Source organism: Alicyclobacillus sp. CIJ1 (assembly GCF_057538885.1).
Genome location: NZ_BAAJPH010000063.1, coordinates 94,672 through 113,669, shown reverse-complemented (window position 1 = coordinate 113,669; position 18,998 = coordinate 94,672). Strand labels below are relative to the sequence as shown.

At 61.2% G+C, this 18,998-nt stretch carries 15 protein-coding genes and 1 pseudogene; 4 read left to right on the top strand and 12 right to left on the bottom strand.

Features of this window, described 5'->3' with window-relative positions; all coding sequences use genetic code 11:
* Positions 1 to 13: 13 nt before the first annotated feature.
* Entirely contained in the window at positions 14 to 1,291 is a 1,278-nt protein-coding gene (locus tag AC27E8_RS01980; protein WP_487099487.1) for a beta propeller repeat protein, read from the bottom strand.
* Positions 1,292 to 1,431: 140 nt separating this feature from the next.
* On the opposite strand from AC27E8_RS01980, the gene AC27E8_RS01975 reads away from it, so the two are divergent.
* A complete protein-coding gene (locus AC27E8_RS01975) occupies positions 1,432 to 2,202 on the top strand; it encodes a sulfite exporter TauE/SafE family protein (RefSeq protein ID WP_487099489.1) in 771 nt (256 codons plus the stop codon).
* A gap of 141 nt (positions 2,203 to 2,343) precedes the next feature.
* Positions 2,344 to 4,701, top strand: coding sequence for an EAL domain-containing protein (locus AC27E8_RS01970; RefSeq protein ID WP_487099491.1), 2,358 nt, complete (start codon positions 2,344 to 2,346; stop codon positions 4,699 to 4,701).
* On the opposite strand, the gene AC27E8_RS01965 is transcribed toward AC27E8_RS01970, so the two are convergent.
* The 9 genes from AC27E8_RS01965 to AC27E8_RS01925 all read right to left on the bottom strand — a co-directional run bounded on the left by AC27E8_RS01965 (position 4,679) and on the right by AC27E8_RS01925 (position 13,802).
* The gene (locus AC27E8_RS01965; protein ID WP_014464962.1) at positions 4,679 to 4,930 is read right to left on the bottom strand and encodes a hypothetical protein; all 252 of its coding nucleotides are present in this window, start codon (positions 4,928 to 4,930) and stop codon (positions 4,679 to 4,681) included. The two genes, AC27E8_RS01970 and AC27E8_RS01965, sit on opposite strands and share 23 nt — an antisense overlap.
* Before the next feature lie 108 nt (positions 4,931 to 5,038).
* Positions 5,039 to 5,488, bottom strand: a complete 450-nt coding sequence (dtd, locus tag AC27E8_RS01960; RefSeq protein WP_487099492.1) for a D-aminoacyl-tRNA deacylase — start codon at positions 5,486 to 5,488, stop codon at positions 5,039 to 5,041.
* 15 nt (positions 5,489 to 5,503) lie between these two features.
* Positions 5,504 to 7,681, bottom strand: coding sequence for a RelA/SpoT family protein (locus AC27E8_RS01955; protein WP_014464964.1), 2,178 nt, complete (start codon positions 7,679 to 7,681; stop codon positions 5,504 to 5,506).
* A 25-nt stretch (positions 7,682 to 7,706) separates the two neighbouring features.
* Positions 7,707 to 8,231: an adenine phosphoribosyltransferase gene (locus AC27E8_RS01950; RefSeq protein ID WP_014464965.1), complete on the bottom strand. Its 525-nt coding sequence runs from the start codon at positions 8,229 to 8,231 to the stop codon at positions 7,707 to 7,709.
* On the bottom strand, positions 8,228 to 10,237 hold the full coding sequence (gene recJ / locus AC27E8_RS01945; protein WP_487099493.1) for a single-stranded-DNA-specific exonuclease RecJ: 2,010 nt from the start codon (positions 10,235 to 10,237) through the stop codon (positions 8,228 to 8,230). Before recJ ends, AC27E8_RS01950 begins: the two co-directional genes overlap by 4 nt.
* Positions 10,234 to 11,166 carry a cation diffusion facilitator family transporter gene (locus AC27E8_RS01940; RefSeq protein WP_487099494.1) on the bottom strand — a complete coding sequence of 311 codons (933 nt, stop codon included), beginning with the start codon at positions 11,164 to 11,166 and terminating at the stop codon, positions 10,234 to 10,236. Before AC27E8_RS01940 ends, recJ begins: the two co-directional genes overlap by 4 nt.
* Positions 11,167 to 11,243: 77 nt before the next feature.
* Positions 11,244 to 12,170, bottom strand: coding sequence for a protein translocase subunit SecF (secF, locus tag AC27E8_RS01935; protein ID WP_041695319.1), 927 nt, complete (start codon positions 12,168 to 12,170; stop codon positions 11,244 to 11,246).
* Positions 12,154 to 13,455 carry a protein translocase subunit SecD gene (gene secD, locus AC27E8_RS01930; protein ID WP_014464969.1) on the bottom strand — a complete coding sequence of 434 codons (1,302 nt, stop codon included), beginning with the start codon at positions 13,453 to 13,455 and terminating at the stop codon, positions 12,154 to 12,156. Before secD ends, secF begins: the two co-directional genes overlap by 17 nt.
* Before the next feature lie 71 nt (positions 13,456 to 13,526).
* Entirely contained in the window at positions 13,527 to 13,802 is a 276-nt protein-coding gene (locus AC27E8_RS01925) for a post-transcriptional regulator (protein ID WP_014464970.1), read from the bottom strand.
* 140 nt (positions 13,803 to 13,942) lie between these two features.
* Between AC27E8_RS01925 and spoVB the strand changes: the two genes are divergently transcribed.
* Positions 13,943 to 15,532 (top strand): stage V sporulation protein B, encoded by a 1,590-nt coding sequence (gene spoVB / locus AC27E8_RS01920; RefSeq protein ID WP_487099495.1) that lies wholly within the window; start codon positions 13,943 to 13,945, stop codon positions 15,530 to 15,532.
* Between the two features lie 60 nt (positions 15,533 to 15,592).
* On the opposite strand, the pseudogene AC27E8_RS01915 reads toward spoVB, so the two are convergent.
* Both AC27E8_RS01915 and AC27E8_RS01910 read right to left on the bottom strand, forming a co-directional pair.
* Positions 15,593 to 15,979 (bottom strand): annotated as a pseudogene (locus AC27E8_RS01915) (DUF421 domain-containing protein); the annotation flags it as partial.
* A 305-nt stretch (positions 15,980 to 16,284) separates the two neighbouring features.
* Positions 16,285 to 18,447 (bottom strand): diguanylate cyclase, encoded by a 2,163-nt coding sequence (locus AC27E8_RS01910; protein ID WP_487099496.1) that lies wholly within the window; start codon positions 18,445 to 18,447, stop codon positions 16,285 to 16,287.
* A 141-nt stretch (positions 18,448 to 18,588) separates the two neighbouring features.
* On the opposite strand from AC27E8_RS01910, the gene AC27E8_RS01905 reads away from it, so the two are divergent.
* Complete coding sequence (locus AC27E8_RS01905) at positions 18,589 to 18,990, top strand: TIGR04086 family membrane protein (RefSeq protein WP_487099497.1); 402 nt, start codon at positions 18,589 to 18,591, stop codon at positions 18,988 to 18,990.
* Positions 18,991 to 18,998: the final 8 nt, after the last annotated feature.

Sequence of the window (18,998 nt, the reverse complement as noted above, 5' to 3'; positions counted from 1 at the left end):
AATGCGCTTGCGATCACGGCACCGGAGCGAAGCGATCGCGCAGCCCCTGCGTCGCGAGCAGCACCGTTTGCGTCAGGCTGGCGTTGGCCGCGAGGACGAACCCTTGTGTGTAGGAGACGTAGTCCACATCGAGCACGTAGGGATACGTGTCGAGCCATTGCTCGAGCGTCGTGGAATGCACCGTGAGCCACGTGGTGCCGGAGTCGCTGGTTCGCATGAGCCGCCCATCCTTGATGGCGTAACCGTAATCGGGCGTCACGAACGCGCACGGCGCACCCTCCGCGTTGGCGCGCGCCCCGAGCAGCACATCGCAAACTTGTCCTGCGTACGAGTCGCCGCCATCGCGCGTGCGAAAGACCACGACGTGATGGCGCACGCCGGCGGCGCTCTTCGTCCTCCAAATGGAGGCGAAAGTGACCTCCTGCTCCAGGGCACGCGGCGGAAAGAGGCGCGAGACTTTCGCTCCGGCGATGGGATCTGGAGCGGACAAGGCGCGCCTTTCGAAGTGCACCCCTCCATCCCTCGTCTGGTACGCCACGAGCTTTCCGTCCGGATTCGCGGCGTAGACGTAGCCGTCCCGCAGATTCGCGAACGACACCTCGACGTCGGCACCTGGCTTGAAGCCAGAGCCGGGCGCCGAGGGGTCCACCTTGACCTGCGCCACGCGCGCTCCGGCATCTGACACCCGGTAGAGCAAGGGCCCCGTTCTGCCTGCCGACGCTGGAGCATCGAGCACCACCCACGCGTCCTTCCGGGTCGGCTGGCTGACGCTCGTCACCCGGTAGCCGCCGTGCGGCAATTCGCTCGACGCGACCCGCCAGCGACGGCCTCCATCGAAGGTGGTCAGGCGAACAAACCGGTTGCCTTGGACGCCATAGAGGGCGACCGTGTCGAGATCGACTACCACGACCTGCGGGTTTTCCGCACTCTTGTAGCTCGACTGATCTGAAAGTCGGAACGCGACGGGCAATGAGATTGGCTTCCAGGTCACGCCGCGATCCGTCGTCCGCTCCATACGAAACTGGCCCCGGATGTAGCCGTATCGGTATCCAGTCTCTCCGTCGACGAGCCGCACGTGATACCACAGGTTCCTCCGCTGAAGCTCAGCGAGCGAGATGGCGCGTGGGGCAGTCGAATGCGATGGCTTGTCCAGCATCGCCGCACTTTGATCCGGAGGCTTCAACGCGGACTGGGTCTTGGAAAGTTGAGCACCTTGGCCGTCTCCACATCCCGCGAGGGCGAGTACTCCGCAAAGCGCCATCCACGCCAAGGTGCGTCTCGTAGCCTTCATCGTATCCCCCCAATCTAAGCATCTAGACGTAGGTTGTCATCGTGGCAAGAATCCATACCGAATCCAGACATTGTGGGCTTGCGCGAGCCGCAGTACAATGATGGACGTTTACGGATGGGCGTTGGCGAGGGGGGTCACCGGTGGAACATCTGACGTGGGCGCACGTGCTCATTCTCGCGGTAGGAGGCTATGTGGCGGCGTTTATCGATTCGACGGTAGGCGGAGGCGGCCTCATTTCACTGCCGGCTCTTTTGTCGATTGGATTGCCTCCTGCCGCGGCGCTCGGCACCAACAAGTTCGCGGGCACGATGTCGGCCATCACAAGCTTCAGTTCTTACCTGTTGTCAGGCAAGGTCCGCCTGAAACTCGTAGGACCGCTGTTTCCGCTGGGTGTCATGGCTTCCGCACTTGGCGCGTACATCGTCCACCAATTGCCTTCGTCGTTCCTGCGTCCGTTTGTGCTGGTCATGCTGGTCATTGTGGCAGCCTACACGCTGTGGAAAAAGGACCTCGGCCTGGTGGAATCCATTCGGCCGCTGACGCGAAAGACGTTCGCGCTGACAGCGCTGTTGGCCGCCTGCCTGGGATTTTACGACGGGTTCTTTGGCCCCGGGACGGGATCGTTTTTGGTGATGGGCTTTCTTCTGCTGGGCTTCGACTTTCTTGCCGCGAGCGGCAACGCGCGCACGCTGAATCTAGCCAGCAACGCGGGCGCGTTGGCGACCTTCATCGCGGTGGGCTCCGTTCGATATGAGGCGGGACTCGTGCTCGGCCTATCGATGGTTCTCGGCGCGCTGACTGGCTCGCGCTTTGCCATCCGCAAAGGCGCTCGCTATGTTCGCCCCCTCTTCATCGGTGTCACTTGCTTGGTCATCGCACAGCAGATCGCGCAGTTGTTCCACATCGGATGAAGCGCGAGATGCGACAAAGAGGAATTTTGCTGAAACGCGTCGAATCGCTCCAGTGGTTTGATCCGTATTCATCGTTGTCATTCTGTTCCTCCGCCGTGGAATTATCTTCCATGGTCCTGGACGACACGAGGCGGTGGCTTTGTGACTCTCGATGCGTTTTCCGGACAGCGCGACGCCCTGACGAATCTGTTGGGACGCGGTCAATTTCTCTTCGTCGTGTCCCAACGGATGAAGGACGCTTCGCGCAGTGCCATCATTGTGGTCAATCTCGATCGGTTTCGACTGGTCAACGCGCACCTGAGCTTCGCCGACGGAGACGCGATTCTCCGCAGCACGGCGTTGCGCATCGCCCGCAGGATCCCGGAAACCGCCGTGGCCAGCCGCCTGAGCGCAGACGAGTACGCGGTCGCGTTGTTTGACGACGACGTGGACAAAGCCGAAGCTGTGGCTGAACAGTTGAGGGCCGCCATCGCCGAGCCGCACGCCGTGGCGGGTATGAACGTCATTGTGACGGCCAGTGTCGGTGTCGCCGAGGGCACCAGGGGCGCGAGCGCGGACGAACTCCTCCGCCGGGCGGACGAGGCCATGCGCTTGGCTAAGCAATTTGGATCGAACCAGGTCAGGCGAGATCGGGAGCTGGTCGCAAGGCGGGACGAGCTCCCGCCGCTCCTCGTGGAAACCATGCTTAGACAGGCGCTGCAGAAGGGCGAGCTGGAAATTCACTATCAACCGAAGATTCACACGCGGTCCATGCAGGTGGTGGGCGCGGAGGCGCTGTGCAGGTGGACCCACCCGGAACTCGGTTACATTCCGCCTCAGGCGTTCATTCCCGTCGCCGAGTCGAGCGATCTCATCCTCCCCATTGACGAGTACGTGCTGCGCAACGTATGCCAGCAGGGCGCATCTTGGATGAAGCAAGGCTACCGCGTGCGCATCAGCGTCAACATCTCGGGCCGGCAGTTCATGCAGGACGGCTTTCCGAGGCTCGTTCGAGAGTGTCTTGCGCAAACGGGCATGGATCCCCAGTTGATTGAACTGGAGATCACCGAGCGCACGGCCATGTGCGACGTGGAGCGCGCCGTCTACGTCCTGCAGGAATTGAGGAAGATTGGCGTGCGCATTGCGCTCGACGACTTCGGTGTGGGATACTCGTCGCTCAATTACTTGATCCAATTTCCCGTGCACACGTTGAAGATCGATCGCACATTTACAGCGGGGATACAGAGCGCCGTCAATCAGACGCCCATCATCGGAGCCATCATCTCGCTCGCGAAGTCGCTGAATTTGAGCGTCGTGGCGGAAGGGGTCGAGACGTTCCAGCAATTTGATTTTCTTAGAGAAAATAGGTGCGACGAGATTCAGGGATTCCTTTTTGGCGCCCCTGTGCCGCCAACTTCGTTCCAGCTCTCCGCGTTCGTGGCGAAGTTGCAGCCTCGCGTGCCCCAGCCCACGGCAGCGGAGGAGCCGAGTTCGGAACCCACATGGTTAGAGCGCCTGTACCTGGAGACCAAACGCCTGCCGGACTGGCGACAGATTGCGTCTCACCTGGCCGACAGCATCGCACCGCACGTGCCGCTGGATCGCCTGAGCGTCGAATGGTGCGAAGAGGGCGACGCGTTTGTGGACGTCTGTGAGGTGTCGCTTCGGGACGAGATCCCGGCCCGGCCCGTCGGAACTCTTGTGCCGAAGGGCTCGAGCGCCGCGCCGACCGTTTTTCGCGTCGGAATTCCAATGATCTCGCCAGACGTCCTGGAGCGGCCCGAGTTTGAAGAGGACGATGGCCTAGCGGCCGACGGAATCCGGTCCGTGCTCCGCGCGCCCCTGGTCCACCTCGGCCAGCCGTTCGGCATCCTCACGGTGCAATCCGCCCTGGAGCGAGTCTACACCGATGGAGATCGGCGAATCCTCAAAGAGGTCGCGGAGCGCGTCGAAGAAGTGGTCTGGTCGGCGTATCAGCGCGAGCGAGCGCTGTATGATGGCCTGTACGACGCTCGGACGCGGATGTTCCACCGAGCCTTTCTGGCGGAGTGGATGACCGCGGACGACCCGGTCTGGTTCCTCTCGCGCGCCAAGCGACGGCCGTACCAGGCCTGGACCCACGCGACCGCATCGGTGCTCCGGATCGAACCATTGGAGAAATGGCCTCCAAGCGAAGCGGAGCGAGTGGCCCAGCAAGTCGGCCAACTGTGGAACGCGTACGGCTCGCCATCATGGCCCGCCGTGCGCATGGAAGTTGGGGAATTCCTTCTCATCTCTCTGGATGGAGACGACGGATCGTTCTATACGTTTTTGGAACACCTGCGGATGCATCTGAGGATGATGGAGGTGCGAAACCGCCGCCTTGGCTCTCCCTATGCGTCCATCTCCATGGGATGGGGCACATGCAGAGACGCCTGGCCGAATCTCTGGAATGCCTACTTGCAGGCGCGCACCCAGGCCGTGTCAGCGCTCCGCGGATCGGATCGGCAAGGCGAGCCTACCGATGATGAAGCGCAGTAAAAGAATTCACGGCGTGACACCGCGGACACTGAAGCTGAATGGACATCTCGATGTACGGCCCTTTCGCGCCTGTGACGGTGATGGTGGCATCCACCTCGTTGCCGTGGGACAGGACAATGCCGCCGAACATGTGCCCGGCGAACGGAATCACGTGTCCACAGGCGAAGCAGGTGTGGTACGCGTGGATTTCGCCTTCGTCGGGATCGCGTTCGAAGGTGTCGATGAACATCGCGCTTCCCCCCCTCGGCCGTAGTGTCGCGCACAGCCTGAGCGCTGATGCGCGGCACATCGTGCCAGCGAAGAGGGCGAGCACGCGATGCACCTGCCATGCCACCTGTCAGAACTTCCGCTTGCTGTCAAGCAGGATGGTAACCGGGCCGTCATTGACGAGCTCCACCTGCATCATCGCGCGAAATCGCCCTGTCTCGACCCGAAGCCCTTGAGCGCGCAAAGCCTCGTTGAACGCCTCATAGAGCCGCTCCGCCACGTCAGGCGGCGCCGCATCCGCGTAGCTCGGCCGCCGCCCTTTTCGGGCGTCGCCGTACAACGTAAACTGGCTCACGGACAAAACCGCGCCGCCCATCTCGCGCACGTCTCGGTTCAACTTGCCTTCCTCGTCCGGAAAAATTCGCAGACCCGCGATCTTCTCGGCCAGGTACTGCGCGTCCTCAGGACCGTCGTCCTTGCCCACGCCGACGAGCAACACGAGGCCGAAGTCGATCTCGCCCACAATCTCCCCATCGACCCTGACCCGCGCCGGGCCCGATCGCTGCACCACCACCCGCATGGGCCATCTCCCTTCTCATTGAATCATGCGCCGCACGCTGTAGATATCCTTGATCCGTTTCAAGCGCTCGACCACCGTTCTCAGGTGATCCAGGTTGCGAATGCGGATGCTCATGTGGATGTGCGCAATCTTCTTGGCGTCGGCCCTCGCGCTCACCGCGGTGATGTCGGTTTTGGTCTCCGCCACCGCATTCAGCACTTCGTTCACGAGGCCATGTCGATCCATCGCCGTGACCTCAATCTCCGCGTTGTACGACCAATCCTTATCCGTCGCCCACTCCACTTCGAGCGTGCGGGCTCCACTTTCCACCATCGCCGCCACGTTCGGGCAGTCCCGTCGATGGACCGATACGCCTCGCCCGCGCGTCACAAACCCGACGATCTCGTCGCCCGGCACGGGATGGCAGCAGCGGGCAAACCGGATCAAGATGTTGTCGACGCCCCGCACGCGGACGCCCATCTCCGCCGGCTTCGCCGTGCCCTTTTGGATGGTCACCGTCTCCGGTGGCTTTTCTCCCTGGTTGCGCCTGAAGATCTCGATGAGCCTCGTCACGACCTGCGACGGGCCCAATCCCCCGTAGCCGACGGCGGCGAACAGATCTTCCTCCCGCCCAAAATTGAACTTCTGGAGCACCTCGGTCATCGCCTGTGGCGTCATGAGCTGCTTCGGTTCAAACTTCTGCCGCGCGATCTCGCGCTCGATGAGCTCCTTGCCCCGCGCGACGTTTTCCTCTCGCTTTTCCCGCTTGAACCATTGGCGGATCTTGCTCTTCGCTTGAGACGTCTGGACAATTTTCAACCAGTCCCAGCTCGGGCCGTAGGAATGCTTGCTCGTGATGATCTCCACGATGTCCCCGGTGCGCAGCCGGTAATCGAGCGGGACCATCTTGCCGTTCACCTTGGCCCCGATGCAGTGGTTGCCGATGTCCGTGTGAATCCTGTATGCGAAGTCAATGGGGACCGAGCCGGCCGGGAGCTCAATGACGTCGCCCTTCGGCGTAAACACAAACACCTGATCCGAAAACAGATCGATCTTCAGCGTCTCCATGAACTCCTGTGCATCTCGGAAGTCCTGCTGCCACTCCAGAACCTCCCGGAACCAGGCGAGCTTCTTCGCGAAATCGTCCTCGACCCGCTTGGAACCCGACTCCTTGTACACCCAGTGCGCCGCGATGCCGTATTCCGCCGTCTGATGCATCTCCCACGTCCGGATCTGAATCTCGAGCGGTTCGCCGTTCGGCCCAATCACCGTGGTGTGCAGGCTTTGATACATGTTCGCCTTCGGCATCGCGATGTAGTCCTTGAACCGGCCGGGCATCGGCTTCCACATCGTGTGAACGACGCCGAGCGCGCCGTAACAGTCTTTGATGCTCTCCACGATAATGCGGATGGCGAAGAGGTCATAAATTTCGTTAAACTCCTTGTGCTGAGTAACCATCTTGCGATAGATGCTGTAGATGTGCTTCGCGCGGCCACTCACGTCGGCCTTCAGATTCAGCTCGGCAAGCTTCTCGCGCAGGACCGCAATCACGCCTTCGATATACTGCTCCCTCTCCTGCCGCTTGCGAGCCATCAGATTGACAATCCGATAGTACTGCTGGGGATTCAGGTAACGAAGCGAGAGGTCTTCAAGTTCCCATTTGATGGTATTAATCCCGAGTCGATGCGCGAGAGGGGCAAAAATCTCCAGCGTCTCACGGGCCTTGCGCACCTGAGTCTCGGGACTCTGGTACTTCAACGTCCGCATGTTATGCAGCCGATCCGCCAATTTGATAATCAGCACCCGAATATCCCGCGCCATCGCCATGAACATCTTGCGGAGATTCTCCGCCTGCTGTTCCTCGCGCGAATCGAACTTGATTCGCTTCAGCTTCGTGACCCCGTCCACTAACGTCGCCACTTCCGCGCCGAACGTCTGCACGATTGTGGAGTCACTCACCGACGTGTCCTCCACCACGTCGTGCAGGAGCCCGGCCATAATCGCGGCAGCGTCAAGCCGAAGATCAGCGAGAATATAGGCGACGGCGAGCGGATGGCTGATGTACGGCTCCCCCGAAAGCCGCGTCTGGCCCTGGTGGGCTTTGGCGGCGAACTCGTATGCGCGCCGCACTGCGGCAATCTCCTCCGGGCTCATGTAGGACTGAAGTTTCTGGCACAGACCATCGATAGTCTTTTCCTCCGTCTCCACAGCCACGGCCGCTCACCTCCTCAGACCTCCGTCAGTCGTCAAACTGGACAAGCGTGTATACGGGTATATCGCCAAGCCTATCACGGCCGCCCAACTGTTTCAATTCGATAAGAAACGCTGCGCCGACAACCACGCCTCCGAGTTTCTCCACCAGGTCCATCGTCGCGCGCATCGTGCCGCCGGTCGCCAGGAGGTCATCCGCCACCACGACGCGCTGTCCCGGCTGAATCGCGTCCTCATGAATTTCCAAGCGATCCGTCCCGTATTCGAGCGCATATTCCACACTCACGGTCTTATACGGCAGTTTGCCCGGTTTTCGCACCGGCACAAACCCGAGGCCCAGCGTCACAGCAAGCGGAGCCCCCACCACATACCCGCGGGCCTCCGGCCCGACCACCAGCTCGGGCTTCCACTCCTCCGCTTTGGCTGCGAGTGCCTGAATGGCCTTCCGATACGCAGCGCCGTTTCCCAGAAGCGGCGTGATATCGCGAAACAGAATACCCTGCTTGGGGAAATCGGGGATGTCGCGAATCCAAGTCCGATAATGATCGCTCAACTTGTTCTCTCCTCTTCCGTTCGTTCACCCGGCCCACCGCCGACCGGCTGCAGATGTCTGCGCACAAATGCCTGGTACGCCAGGGAATCGCGCAGATCTCGTTTTTCGCTCGCAATCACATGATACAAGCCGCCCTCCTGTGCAGCAAATCCGAGTTCGACAAAGGTCGCCACCACGGACTCGAGATCCCGGTCGAGATCGGCCGAGATGCCTCTCACGCGCTGCCGCAGCGTTTCGAGCGTGCAGGGGCCTCGCCTGAGCGCCCGGAACACAGCCGCAAACGCCTCTCTCGACACGGCGCGTGGCAAGCGGTAGCCCCGTTCGATGCGAAGCTGAGGGCGGACGGTTCCTCTCCACGCATTGGCAACGAGCTCGACGATGAACGCCCAAAGCCCGGAGGTATCCCTAGCAATCCCGTCGGGCGCGCGAAACCACACGGCTTCTTGGTGCGCATCGCCCTCCGCCAACGTGAGCCTCAGATGTTCTCCACTCCCCATCCGCGCGCACCTCACGATCTCGACGGGACCCACGAAGAATCGAAACGGCTCGTGCTCGGGACCAAATGGAGCAAGCCGTTCCAGCCAAAGCAAGATCTCATCCGCTGGCTCCGACAACCCCAAATAATCGTCCGCAATGACCGCAGGCGGATCGACCGTTTTGCCCATAGCCCGCGCGGCGACCGCGGCTTCCATCAGCGCCGAGCGAAGCGCAGGCAATTGAGAAGCGTCGAGCTCACACCCCACCGCAGCGTCGTGCCCACCATAGCGATGGAGGAACTCGGCACACCGATGAAGAAGCTCGAGCATCGAGGCGTCTTCAGGAGCCCGCCCGGAGCCTCTCAGCGTCCCATCCCCCATCCGTGCCAGGGCGATGGCCGGACACGCGTACGTTTGCGCGAGGCGGCCAGCGACAAGCCCCACCACGCCGAGAGGCCAATCCCCCGCCACGACGATGGCTGCAGGATTCGGTCCGTAATCCCGCTCCACGGCTTCGACCGCCTCGGCGAACGCTGCCTCCACGGCCTCCTGCCGCTTGGCATTGAGCACCTCCATCTCGTCGACGAGGCGCTTGGCCTCCTCGTCGTCCTCCGCCATCAACAGCCGATAGGCGAGATCGGCATGCGCCATGCGGCCTGCGGCGTTGAGCCTCGGAACCAAGCGCCAAGACACGTCGGACGCACGGAGTGCATCTCCACGCACGCGGGCGGAATCGCAAAGCACCCGCCAGCCTGTGCTCCCCTCTGTGGCTAACACCCGTATGCCCTCGCGCACCAGCCGGCGATTTTCTCCCACGAGCGGCATCATGTCGGCCAAGGTGCCGAGCGCCGCAAGACCCAGGAGCCATCTCCGCAACGGGTCCATCTTCCCCAGCCCGGCCGCGTCAAGCAGCTGGACAGCGAGCTTCCAGGCCACAAATGCGCCACAACCTCGCTTTGCCGATCCCGGATCTCGGTGGCGCGTGAAGTGAAGCACCGGCACGCCGTCGGGGAGCGTCTCATCTCCGGGCTCATGGTGATCGGTGACCACGACACGCAGGCCGTCGGCAACTGCTGCCGAGATCGCCTCCACGGCACGAATTCCGTTGTCGACCGTGAGGATGAGGGACGCGCCTTCGCTCTTGGCAGCCTCTAGCAGACGGAGTGAGAACCCATAGCCGTCCGACACGCGGTCGGGAATGTGGCACGTCACCCGCCCGCCCAAAGCCTGAATGGCGCTCGTCGCAATCACGGCGGCACTCACGCCGTCCACATCGTAGTCCCCCATCACGGCGATGATCTCACGCTTTCTCACGGCCTGCAGGATTTGCTCACACGCCGCACGCATGTCCGTAAAGTCCAAGGGATGGCTCCACGGCACGTCGGCCGCGAGCAGGCGCCGCACTTCGTCAGGGTCCTCATAGCCGCGAGCTGCGAGCAGGCGTGCCACGCGCATCGGCATCTGGAACGCGGAGGCCAGCCGGCGGGCGACATTGCCAAGGCCTGCGGCTCGCCAAAGCGGAATACTCATTCCGGGCGCCCCCTCTCGCGCCCGCGATGTTCCTCACTTGGATCGTAAGGATTCACGTGAACAAACACGTCCTGGACGCGGTCGAATTTCTCACGAAGCCGGTCTCGCACGGCCGCCGCGATGTCGTGGCCGGCGAGAACCGTGATGTCCGCGTCGACGGCAATCTCGATGTCCACAATCACATATTGGCCGTGATCGCGCACTCGGATCTCGTCGATGGCGCGAACTCCGGGAACCCGAAGCACCTCACGCCGATACGGCTGCAGCGCTTCTTCGGCAAGCACGACGCGGTCCATCAGGATCTCCAAGGCGTCCTTCGCGATCTCGACGGCCATTTTGAGGACCAGCGCGGCGACAAAGATGCCCGCAGCGGCATCTGTGTACATCAGCCACTTGACGCCGACGTGCTCGCCCACGACAGCCATCACGATACCGATGAGTGCGGCGAGGGAGGAATATACGTCGGCCCGGTGATCGGAGGCTTGTGCCAAGAGGCTCTTCGACTGCAGGCGTTTGCCGAGCCTCACGTTGTAACGGTAAAGTGCCTCCTTGACGACGACGGCCGCGGCGGCAACCACCGCCGCCGTCCATTCCGGGGCCCGGGGACTGTGGAAGAACGAAGCCGCGGACGAATAAAACACTTCGATGGACGCGGCGATGAGCAACACACTGACGCAGATGGAAGCGATGAGCTCAGCCTTCCCATGCCCGTATGGATGGTCTTCGTCCGGCGGCTTTCGGGCGATGCGGAGGCCGACAATGACCGCCACGGAGCCCACCAGGTCAGACGCGGAGTGCACGGCGTCCGCAATCAGGGCCTCGCTGTGCGCCAGAATGCCAATAATGCCTTTGGCAAGTGCGAGGAGGACGTTCAGGACGGCATTCACGTAACTGAGCATGGAGCCGCGGCGCTCAAGTTGATTCGTCACTGGAAATCACCGTCGAATCCTTTCATCAAGCGCTGGACGAAGGAGGGGAGCGCCACTCGGATGCGCTCCCCCTGCCATCATTCCGGAATCGGTGCGGCTTTGTCGCCGCGACTGGCCTTCTTCATGGAGCGAGATCGCCACGCGACCCATATGGGGCTCGCGATAAAAATGGACGAATACGCCCCGCTCACGAGGCCGATGATGAGCGCGAACGTGAAATTGCGAATGGAGATACCGCCAAAGAAATAGAGGATGACGGCTGCGATAAGCACTGTGAGAACCGTTCGTATGGATCGGTTCATCACCTGCCAGAGGCTCTTGTTGACGACCGCCCGCAGGTCGTCGACCGTTTCCGGTTTGTCGATCTTCAGATTCTCGCGGATGCGGTCGAAAATGACGATGGTATCATTGATGGAATAGCCCACAATGGTCAGAAGCGCAGCCACAAAGGTTAAATCCACCTCGCGCCTCAGCAGCGCAAACGCCGCAAGGACAATGAACGCATCGTGAAGAAGCGCAATGATCCCCGAAATGGCAAAGCGGAACTCAAACCGAATGGCGATGTACACGACGATGCACGCAGCCGCGGCAAGCACGGCGTACACCGCTTTGCGAGCTGTCTGTTCCGCGACAAACGGATCCACCGAGTTCACCTGAATATCCTGTTTCGCGTCTGGGAAAAACCGGTGTTCCGCTGCTTGAATCTCGCTGATCTGCTTCGCCGTGAGCTGCTCGGGCAGCGTGACCATCACGACATTCTGCTGAATGCCACCCACCGTCAGGCTGGTGTCGCCAAGCGGCAGCCCAATGGACGCAAACATCTCGCGCACTCGAGCCTCGGGCACCCGCTGATTGAGTTCAAACTGCACCTCGGAACCCGATTTGAAATCCGTGCTCAGGTTGAACCCGAAGAGGGCAAAGACAATCACGCCCGCCACAGTGATGGCTCCCGACAGCAACAGGCACCACCGACTCACCCGGAGGATGTCAAACCTTGGCTTCACGGCTCTTCACCACCCCTCTCGGCGCGCCGTACCACCAAGGATTCTTGACCGCCTGCGCTGCCGTGAACGTCATCAACATTGCCCGGGCAAACAACACGGCGGTCAAGAGGCTCACGATAATGCCGACCATCAGGGCCACCGCGAAGCCGCGGACGTCGCCTTCGCCGCCGAAGATGTACATGATGAGACCTGCGATGAACGTGGTCGCGTTCGAATCCACGATGGTGCGAAACGCATTCCTATTGCCGACGCGCACGGCGGACCGCAGGCTGCGCCCGTTTCGCACCTCGTCTTTGATTCGCTCATACGTAATGATATTCGCATCGACCGCGATGCCGACGCCAAGGATCAGGGCAGCGAGCCCCGACAGCGTCAACACGACGTGCAGGCCGGCGAACGTCAGGAGTGTGAGGTACCCGTACGCCACCAGCGCGATATCGGCAATCAGCCCCGCCATGCGATACGCGGCGATCATGAACGCGAAGATGAGCACCACGGCGATCACGCCCGCGATGAGCGTCCGGTGCAGGCTGGTGGCGCCTAGCGTCGGCCCGACGCTCGTCTCGCTTTCAAGGGTCAGCGGATAAGGCAAAGCGCCGGCATTGAGTTCGTTGGCGAGATCGATGCACGCCTGTGGCGTCGTCAGATTTCCACCAGAGATCTCGCTCTGCCCCGTGTACATGACCTGTTCGACGACCGGGTTGGTCAGCAACTGGCCGTTCAGAAAGACGTAGATAGGTTTCTGCAAGTACCGCTTGGTGATGCTTGTCCACAGGCTCGCGTTTTTGAACTCGATGGCAACGGCGTTCTGCCCTGTCTGCTGATCCACTACCCAGTGGGCATTCGACTTGAGATCCGCTCCCGTCGCGAGCGGTGGCCCAACCGGGACAACCTTTCCCGTCTTAGGGTCGATCTTGGCGCTCCCGTAGATGGCGAGCTGCGCCGTGGCCCCAATGACGTTGACGGCCTCCTGCTGATTTTTCACACCCGCGACTTCCACACGAATCTGATCCTGGCCCAGTTGATTGTGGCCCTCGAGTTGAATAATGGGCGACGACACGCCGAGCGAATTCACGCGCATCTCTATCGCGCGAACGAGCGCCGCTTTGCCCGTGCTGTCAAGCGGATGACCTTTCGGCGTATCGACGGCGTACAGCAGGTCCACGCCGCCTTTCAGATCGAGGCCAAGAGGTATGGATTTCCATATTTTTGGACCCGTGCTGATGGTGAGGCCGAGCACGACAACCACCATCGCGAGAAACGCCAAGAGGCGCCCCCATTTCATGATAAGTCCTCCTTGTCCGCCACTTCCACGCGCATAACATGAACCAGTATACCGATGGACGTTTTTCGACGTCAAACGTCATCCGGCATACCGAGGTCCCCACGAAAGGCGCCGAGTGTCACATAGGTCATATAATCGTTAGGTTTGGCTGACAAAATCACGTCCACCAGGCGGTGCAGCGACAGTGGCCTGGGCAGTCTTGTGCAGACGTAGGCCCAAAAAGAGTCGACGTCAATGGAATCGTAGCCCATCAAGCGGAACTCTTCGACCTTCGCCTCGCAGAGCCATCTCACCTGATCCGCGTAGGGCTGAAGCTCAGGGTGCATCAATGGATCGTCCACGGCCATCCCTCCGATGCGTGCCGAATAACAATTCCATCTCGCGCGTGAAAAATCCTGTTGGACCGCAAAAGTGGACTACCGTCATGCCTCTCGGCATAGGCAATAGCGTAGGCCACTTGCGGGCCATGGACGGGAGGGAAGGTTGCTTGAGCCGCCAAACGTTCCTGCAAGGCGCGCTGGTGCTCATGATAGCCGGCATCGTGACGCGCATCATGGGATTTCTATATCGAATCGTGTTGACGCGTCTCATCGGCGCGGAGGCGATGGGCCTATTTCAAATCGTGTTTCCCATTTTGGGGCTTGCGCTCACCTTGGTCACGATGGGGTTTCCGCTCGCCATCGCGAAATTGGTGGCGGAGGCGGTGGCCAAGCGGGACGTGGACCGCGTTCGCCGCGTCATGCGCATCTCCGCCGCATGTGTCCTGACGTCCGCCGTCCTCTGTATGAGCCTCATGTACGCGTTCCGCCACGTCGTTGCGCAATACTGGCTCACGGATCCTAGAGCGTATCCGACCTATCTCGCCATGATCCCCGTCGTAGGCGTGATCGCCGTGGCCAGCCTATACCGCGGCTACTTTCAAGGCATTCAAGACATGACCCCGACCGCCTGGGCGTCCATTCTGGAGCAATCCGTGCGCATCCTCAGCATCTGGGCCTTGGCCGCGTACTTCGTGCGGTTCTCGTTGGCGTATGCCGCGATGGCGGCGATGGTCGGAATGGTGCTAGGGGAGTTGTCTGGCCTCTTGTTTCTGATTTGGCAACAGCGGAGGCGCGCGCGGATGGATCAGATTGTGCCGGAGCCTGCGCCCACGCGCACATCGGAGCCGATGCGAGCGACGCTACGGGCCATCACCCAGCTATCGCTGCCGGTCACCGCGAGCCGCCTCATCTGGTCGCTCTTGTCTGCAGCCGAGCCCATCCTTGTCCTTCGCGCGCTGGAAATGGCCGGTGTGCCACTCAAGCAGGCCACGGGGCTCTACGGCGCATATTCGGGCATGGCCATTCCCCTGCTCGTGTTTCCGACCGTGGTGACGTCCTCGCTCGCAACGAACCTGGTCCCGGCCGTGGCGGAGGCTCAAGCATCAGGGAACGTGGAACGGATTCGACATCGACTGTCGCAGAGCATCACCGTGACGGCCATGGTCTCGTTTCCGGCCTCCATCGTTTTTACCTTTTTTGCCGCGCCGCTCACCAGGGCCATCTATGGAGACGCGCACGTCGGCCCGATGCTAGCCATCATGGCACCTTTCGTGTTCATGCTTTGCCTTCAGGCGCCTTTGACAGGGATTTTACAAGGACTCAACCGCGCGGGAACGGCCATGATCAATTCCATCGTAGGCGGTGTAGCGCGTCTGGCCGTCATCCTATTGCTCGCCACGCGTCCGTCACTCGGCATTCTCGGTGTGAGCATCGCCACCGCGTTTTCGTTTACCCTCACCACCGCGCTGCATCTCATCGCCGTCGTGCGGGAAATCGGGTTTCAAATGCGGACCTCTTCCGTCGTACGCATTGGCGTGGCGTCCGCCGCAATGCTCGCCTACATGCTCCTCATCACGTTCCGGGCAGGATCGTCCCTGTCTGGATCGGCGCTATTGCTGGCGGTCGTGGGCGGACTGATGCTTTACTTCGCGCTGCTGTGCTCGCTCCGCGTCCTCACCTCGCGTGCCGTCCAGCGCGTGCCCAAGGTGGGGCCCTGGCTCGCCGCTGTCGTCCGGCATCTCCCCTTTGCCATCTAACCGCGCGGAGGCGTCCATGTCATCGATCCACCACTCTCCGCGCCCGTTGACGCGCGCGTAAAACACGCGCTCCAATTCACGCCCGCGAAGCCGAAGCTGTTCGCGCAGCCACGCTTCGTCTTGCCCCAATTGTTCGAGCGCACTCTGAACCGGTTTGCCGTCTACCACCACCGTGAGCGAGGGCCCAGCGTCTTCAGCTCGTATGCCGAGATCGCGCGGCGTCAGCGGACGCGCTTCTGGCTTGGGCACGACGCTCAATTGGCCGGACGTCTCTAGGATGGCGAACTCCACGTCCGCCACATCCGCGTAGCCTTGTTCGCGCAATTGGGTTAGAAGGTCGTGTACGGTGTAACGGATGCGGCGCATTTCTCGATCGCAAATACGGCCATGCGCAATGAGCACGGAAGGTTCTCCTTCAATCCAGTGGCGAAACCGGTGACTTTTCATTTGAAGAAGGGCGACCGCAAGCTGAAAACACACGAGCGAGCCGATGGAAATGGCGGCTTCCCAAATCGGAACCCGCCGATCCTCCATAGGCAAGGTGGACAGCTCCGCGATCATGATGGAAACGACGAGATCGAAGACGGACAACTGGCCGATCTCGCGCTTGCCCATGATGCGGAGGGCCACCATCACGATCAGATAAAGAACCAGGGCGCGCAACGGGAACTGCCACAAAGGAATGTGCGGCATGGAGAAAAGCCCCTCCTCACTTTGGCAGTATGCCCGGAGAAAAGGCTTTTCCATGCCGCCTAGATGGTATGCGAGGGAGATTCGGGTTCGCTGACATGCAGCGGGGCGTGAAGACGCGCAAACAGTTCCTCAATCCGGTTGAACAGATCTGCGCCGTCCTGAACGACATCGTACACCTCCATACCACAGGCCACGCGAACGGAAAGGGTGTTCTCGCCGACGTGGAAGGGGTGTTGCTCAATCGCCTGCGTGACTCGGCGGCAGATCCCCGCGAGCTCCAATTCCGAGACATTCGGGATAATGATGAGCATCTCATCTCCGCCATAGCGACAAGCCAGCTCGGAGTGCCGCAGCACCTGGCGAATCACGACCCCGGCCTGGCGGAGCACCTCGTCCCCAGCTTCAAACCCGTACGCGGCGTTAATCTCGCTAAACCTGACGAGATCGAGACAAATCACCCCCCAACACGTCGTGCCATGCGCCATCTCGTCCCGCACGCGAATGTTCACGAAGTGATGGGTGTACAGGCTTGTCAGCGGATCCACGAACAGCTGCGTATCAAACTCAGGGGCGTACATCGCCGTTCGATTGCGTCCGCGTTGTTTAGCACCCCAATACATGGCGCTGTCCGCCTTCACGAGAAGATCGCGGTCCGACTCGCTGTGATCCGGGCACGTCGCCATGCCGATGCTGACCGTGATGCCTTGGAGATGATAGCCTTCGAAGTCCACGGCGAGCTTCGACACATCCTGTCGGATGGCTTCCGCAATTTCGTAGGCCTCGTGCGCGCTGGCCCACAGGAGCACGGCGAACTCCTCTCCGCCGTACCGCGCCGCCACGCCGTCTGGTGCAGCGTGACGCTCAAGGATACGGCCGACTTCGCGAAGCACCACGTCTCCCGCGAGGTGCCCGTAGGTGTCGTTGAATCGCTTGAAGAAGTCCACGTCCACAATCAGCACGGAAACCGGGCGGTTTTCCCGCAGGGACGCCTGGACACGCCGAGCGAGTTCCTCGTAGAAATACCGGTAGTTCAAAAGCCCTGTGGCTTCATCGCGGAACGAGCGATCTTGAAGTTCCTGGTACAGTTTGGCGTTCTCAAGCAGCACGGAGACCTGATTCGCCAAGGCGTCCATGTATTCGTGCATGTGATTGAATGCCTTGGGGCGCTTCGCGTAGCAGACGATGGCGCCGTGCGCCTTCTGATGAGCGTGCATCGGAAAGATGGCCATGCTCAAAAAGGTGGGCGTTTCACCAAGAAAGCGCACGCGGGCGTCTTTGCGGACGTCAGGCACAATGACGTGATCGCGCTGGTGGATGGTCTTCCAAATCACGCCGCCCTCCGACTCCGGCCAGCCTTCCATCGAGAACTCGGCCTCGTACGAACGCGGGTAGACGGCGGCAGGGACGAGACACCCTCGGCCATCGATGACGAACACCGCGACGCAGTCGGCCAAGGTCATCCTCCTCGCGAGGTGCGCGGCTTCGAGGGCAATTTGCCGCATGTCAAATTCAGTCGCGAGGTTCGCGAGGCACTCGTGAATCTCCTGCAAGTCCATGGCCTGTCGATGGGAGCGGAGCATGTAGGCCAACATGAGCAGTGGCAGCACCATGATAGGCGCGAGCCAAGCGCTCGTGGAATCGAGCATGACGACGAGCAACGCAAACGGGATGCAGAGCGCGAGGTTGATGAGATCCGTGACGAGCGCGGTCCAAACAGCTGACCACAGCAGCGCTCCCCGGAGCCACTGAATGATTTGCACAAACGCGTGATTGACCACGAGAAACACCGCCGCGGACAAAACCAGCGCGCCCACGGCGAGCGCGTCGATGCGGCTCAATGGCAGGGAAATGAGCTGATGTAGTACCCACCACATCGCGAGCGTCGAGAGCGCATATTGCCCGGCGTTGAAAAATACCGTCTCGAAGTCCCAATGGCGCCTCATCGCAGGCACGAAAGCGGCTGCAATGGCGCACAACATCGCCTCTTCTCGCCCATTCAGGGTCACATAAGAAAACAGGACCGCTGGGGTCAGACTGGCGGATCCGAGCCGGAGAGGCACCGGCATCGCCTCAACGAGGCAGGCGAGCACCAGCATGGCGATGAAAAACCAGAGATTCGCATGTCGGAGTTCCGGGAGTTCCACGAGCGCCGTTCCACACCCGAAGATTCCGACGATCAGACTGTACACGGTTTGTCGCTTGAGCGGTATGCCTTCCGCCATACCGACACCCCCACCCCAACCCGCGCCCGTTCGAATTCTTCAAGTTTCCAGTATAAACAGTTCATATCTCACCGGACAAGATCATAATCGCAGATCTCGCCGAATATCGTGTAGAGAAACTTGGACCAGGAGTGATGCGCCTTGTCGAGATGGAACGAAGGCCATCGATTCGACGTGCTGCGCGCCATCCCCGTGGTGTACGGCACCCTCTGGAGCCTGTGCGTCGCCCTTTGCGGCACGGTCGTCGTCTTTTTGATGGCGCACTATGGCGAATGGGGCCCCGAGCGGATCACGACAGCGGCGTACGTCATCCACTGCCTTGCCGTCCTGTTTGGCGCCATCGCGGCCGCGCGCCAAGGCCAGGGGCACGGATGGTTTCACGGCGGCGCCACCGGACTCCTCTACGCCGTCATCATGGTCGCCATTGGCCTCTTCGTCGACAACACCTTCACCTTCGACGCTGGAGGACTCTTTCGCATTCTTCTCATGTCGGTCATCGGCGCGTTTGGCGGCGTCATGGGGAGCGCGTGGGTTCGCTCGTAACACACCCC

Bases quoted from the DNA above. Each gene is read 5' to 3' on its own strand.
- dtd (WP_487099492.1), bottom strand. From the start codon at position 5,488: ATGCGGGTGGTGGTGCAGCGATCGGGCCCGGCGCGGGTCAGGGTCGAT.
- recJ (WP_487099493.1), bottom strand. From the start codon at position 10,237: ATGAGTATTCCGCTTTGGCGAGCCGCAGGCCTTGGCAATGTCGCCCGC.
- AC27E8_RS01910 (WP_487099496.1), bottom strand. From the start codon at position 18,447: ATGGCGGAAGGCATACCGCTCAAGCGACAAACCGTGTACAGTCTGATC.
- AC27E8_RS01980 (WP_487099487.1), bottom strand. From the start codon at position 1,291: ATGAAGGCTACGAGACGCACCTTGGCGTGGATGGCGCTTTGCGGAGTA.
- AC27E8_RS01965 (WP_014464962.1), bottom strand. From the start codon at position 4,930: ATGTTCATCGACACCTTCGAACGCGATCCCGACGAAGGCGAAATCCAC.
- secD (WP_014464969.1), bottom strand. From the start codon at position 13,455: ATGAAATGGGGGCGCCTCTTGGCGTTTCTCGCGATGGTGGTTGTCGTG.
- AC27E8_RS01925 (WP_014464970.1), bottom strand. From the start codon at position 13,802: ATGGCCGTGGACGATCCATTGATGCACCCTGAGCTTCAGCCCTACGCG.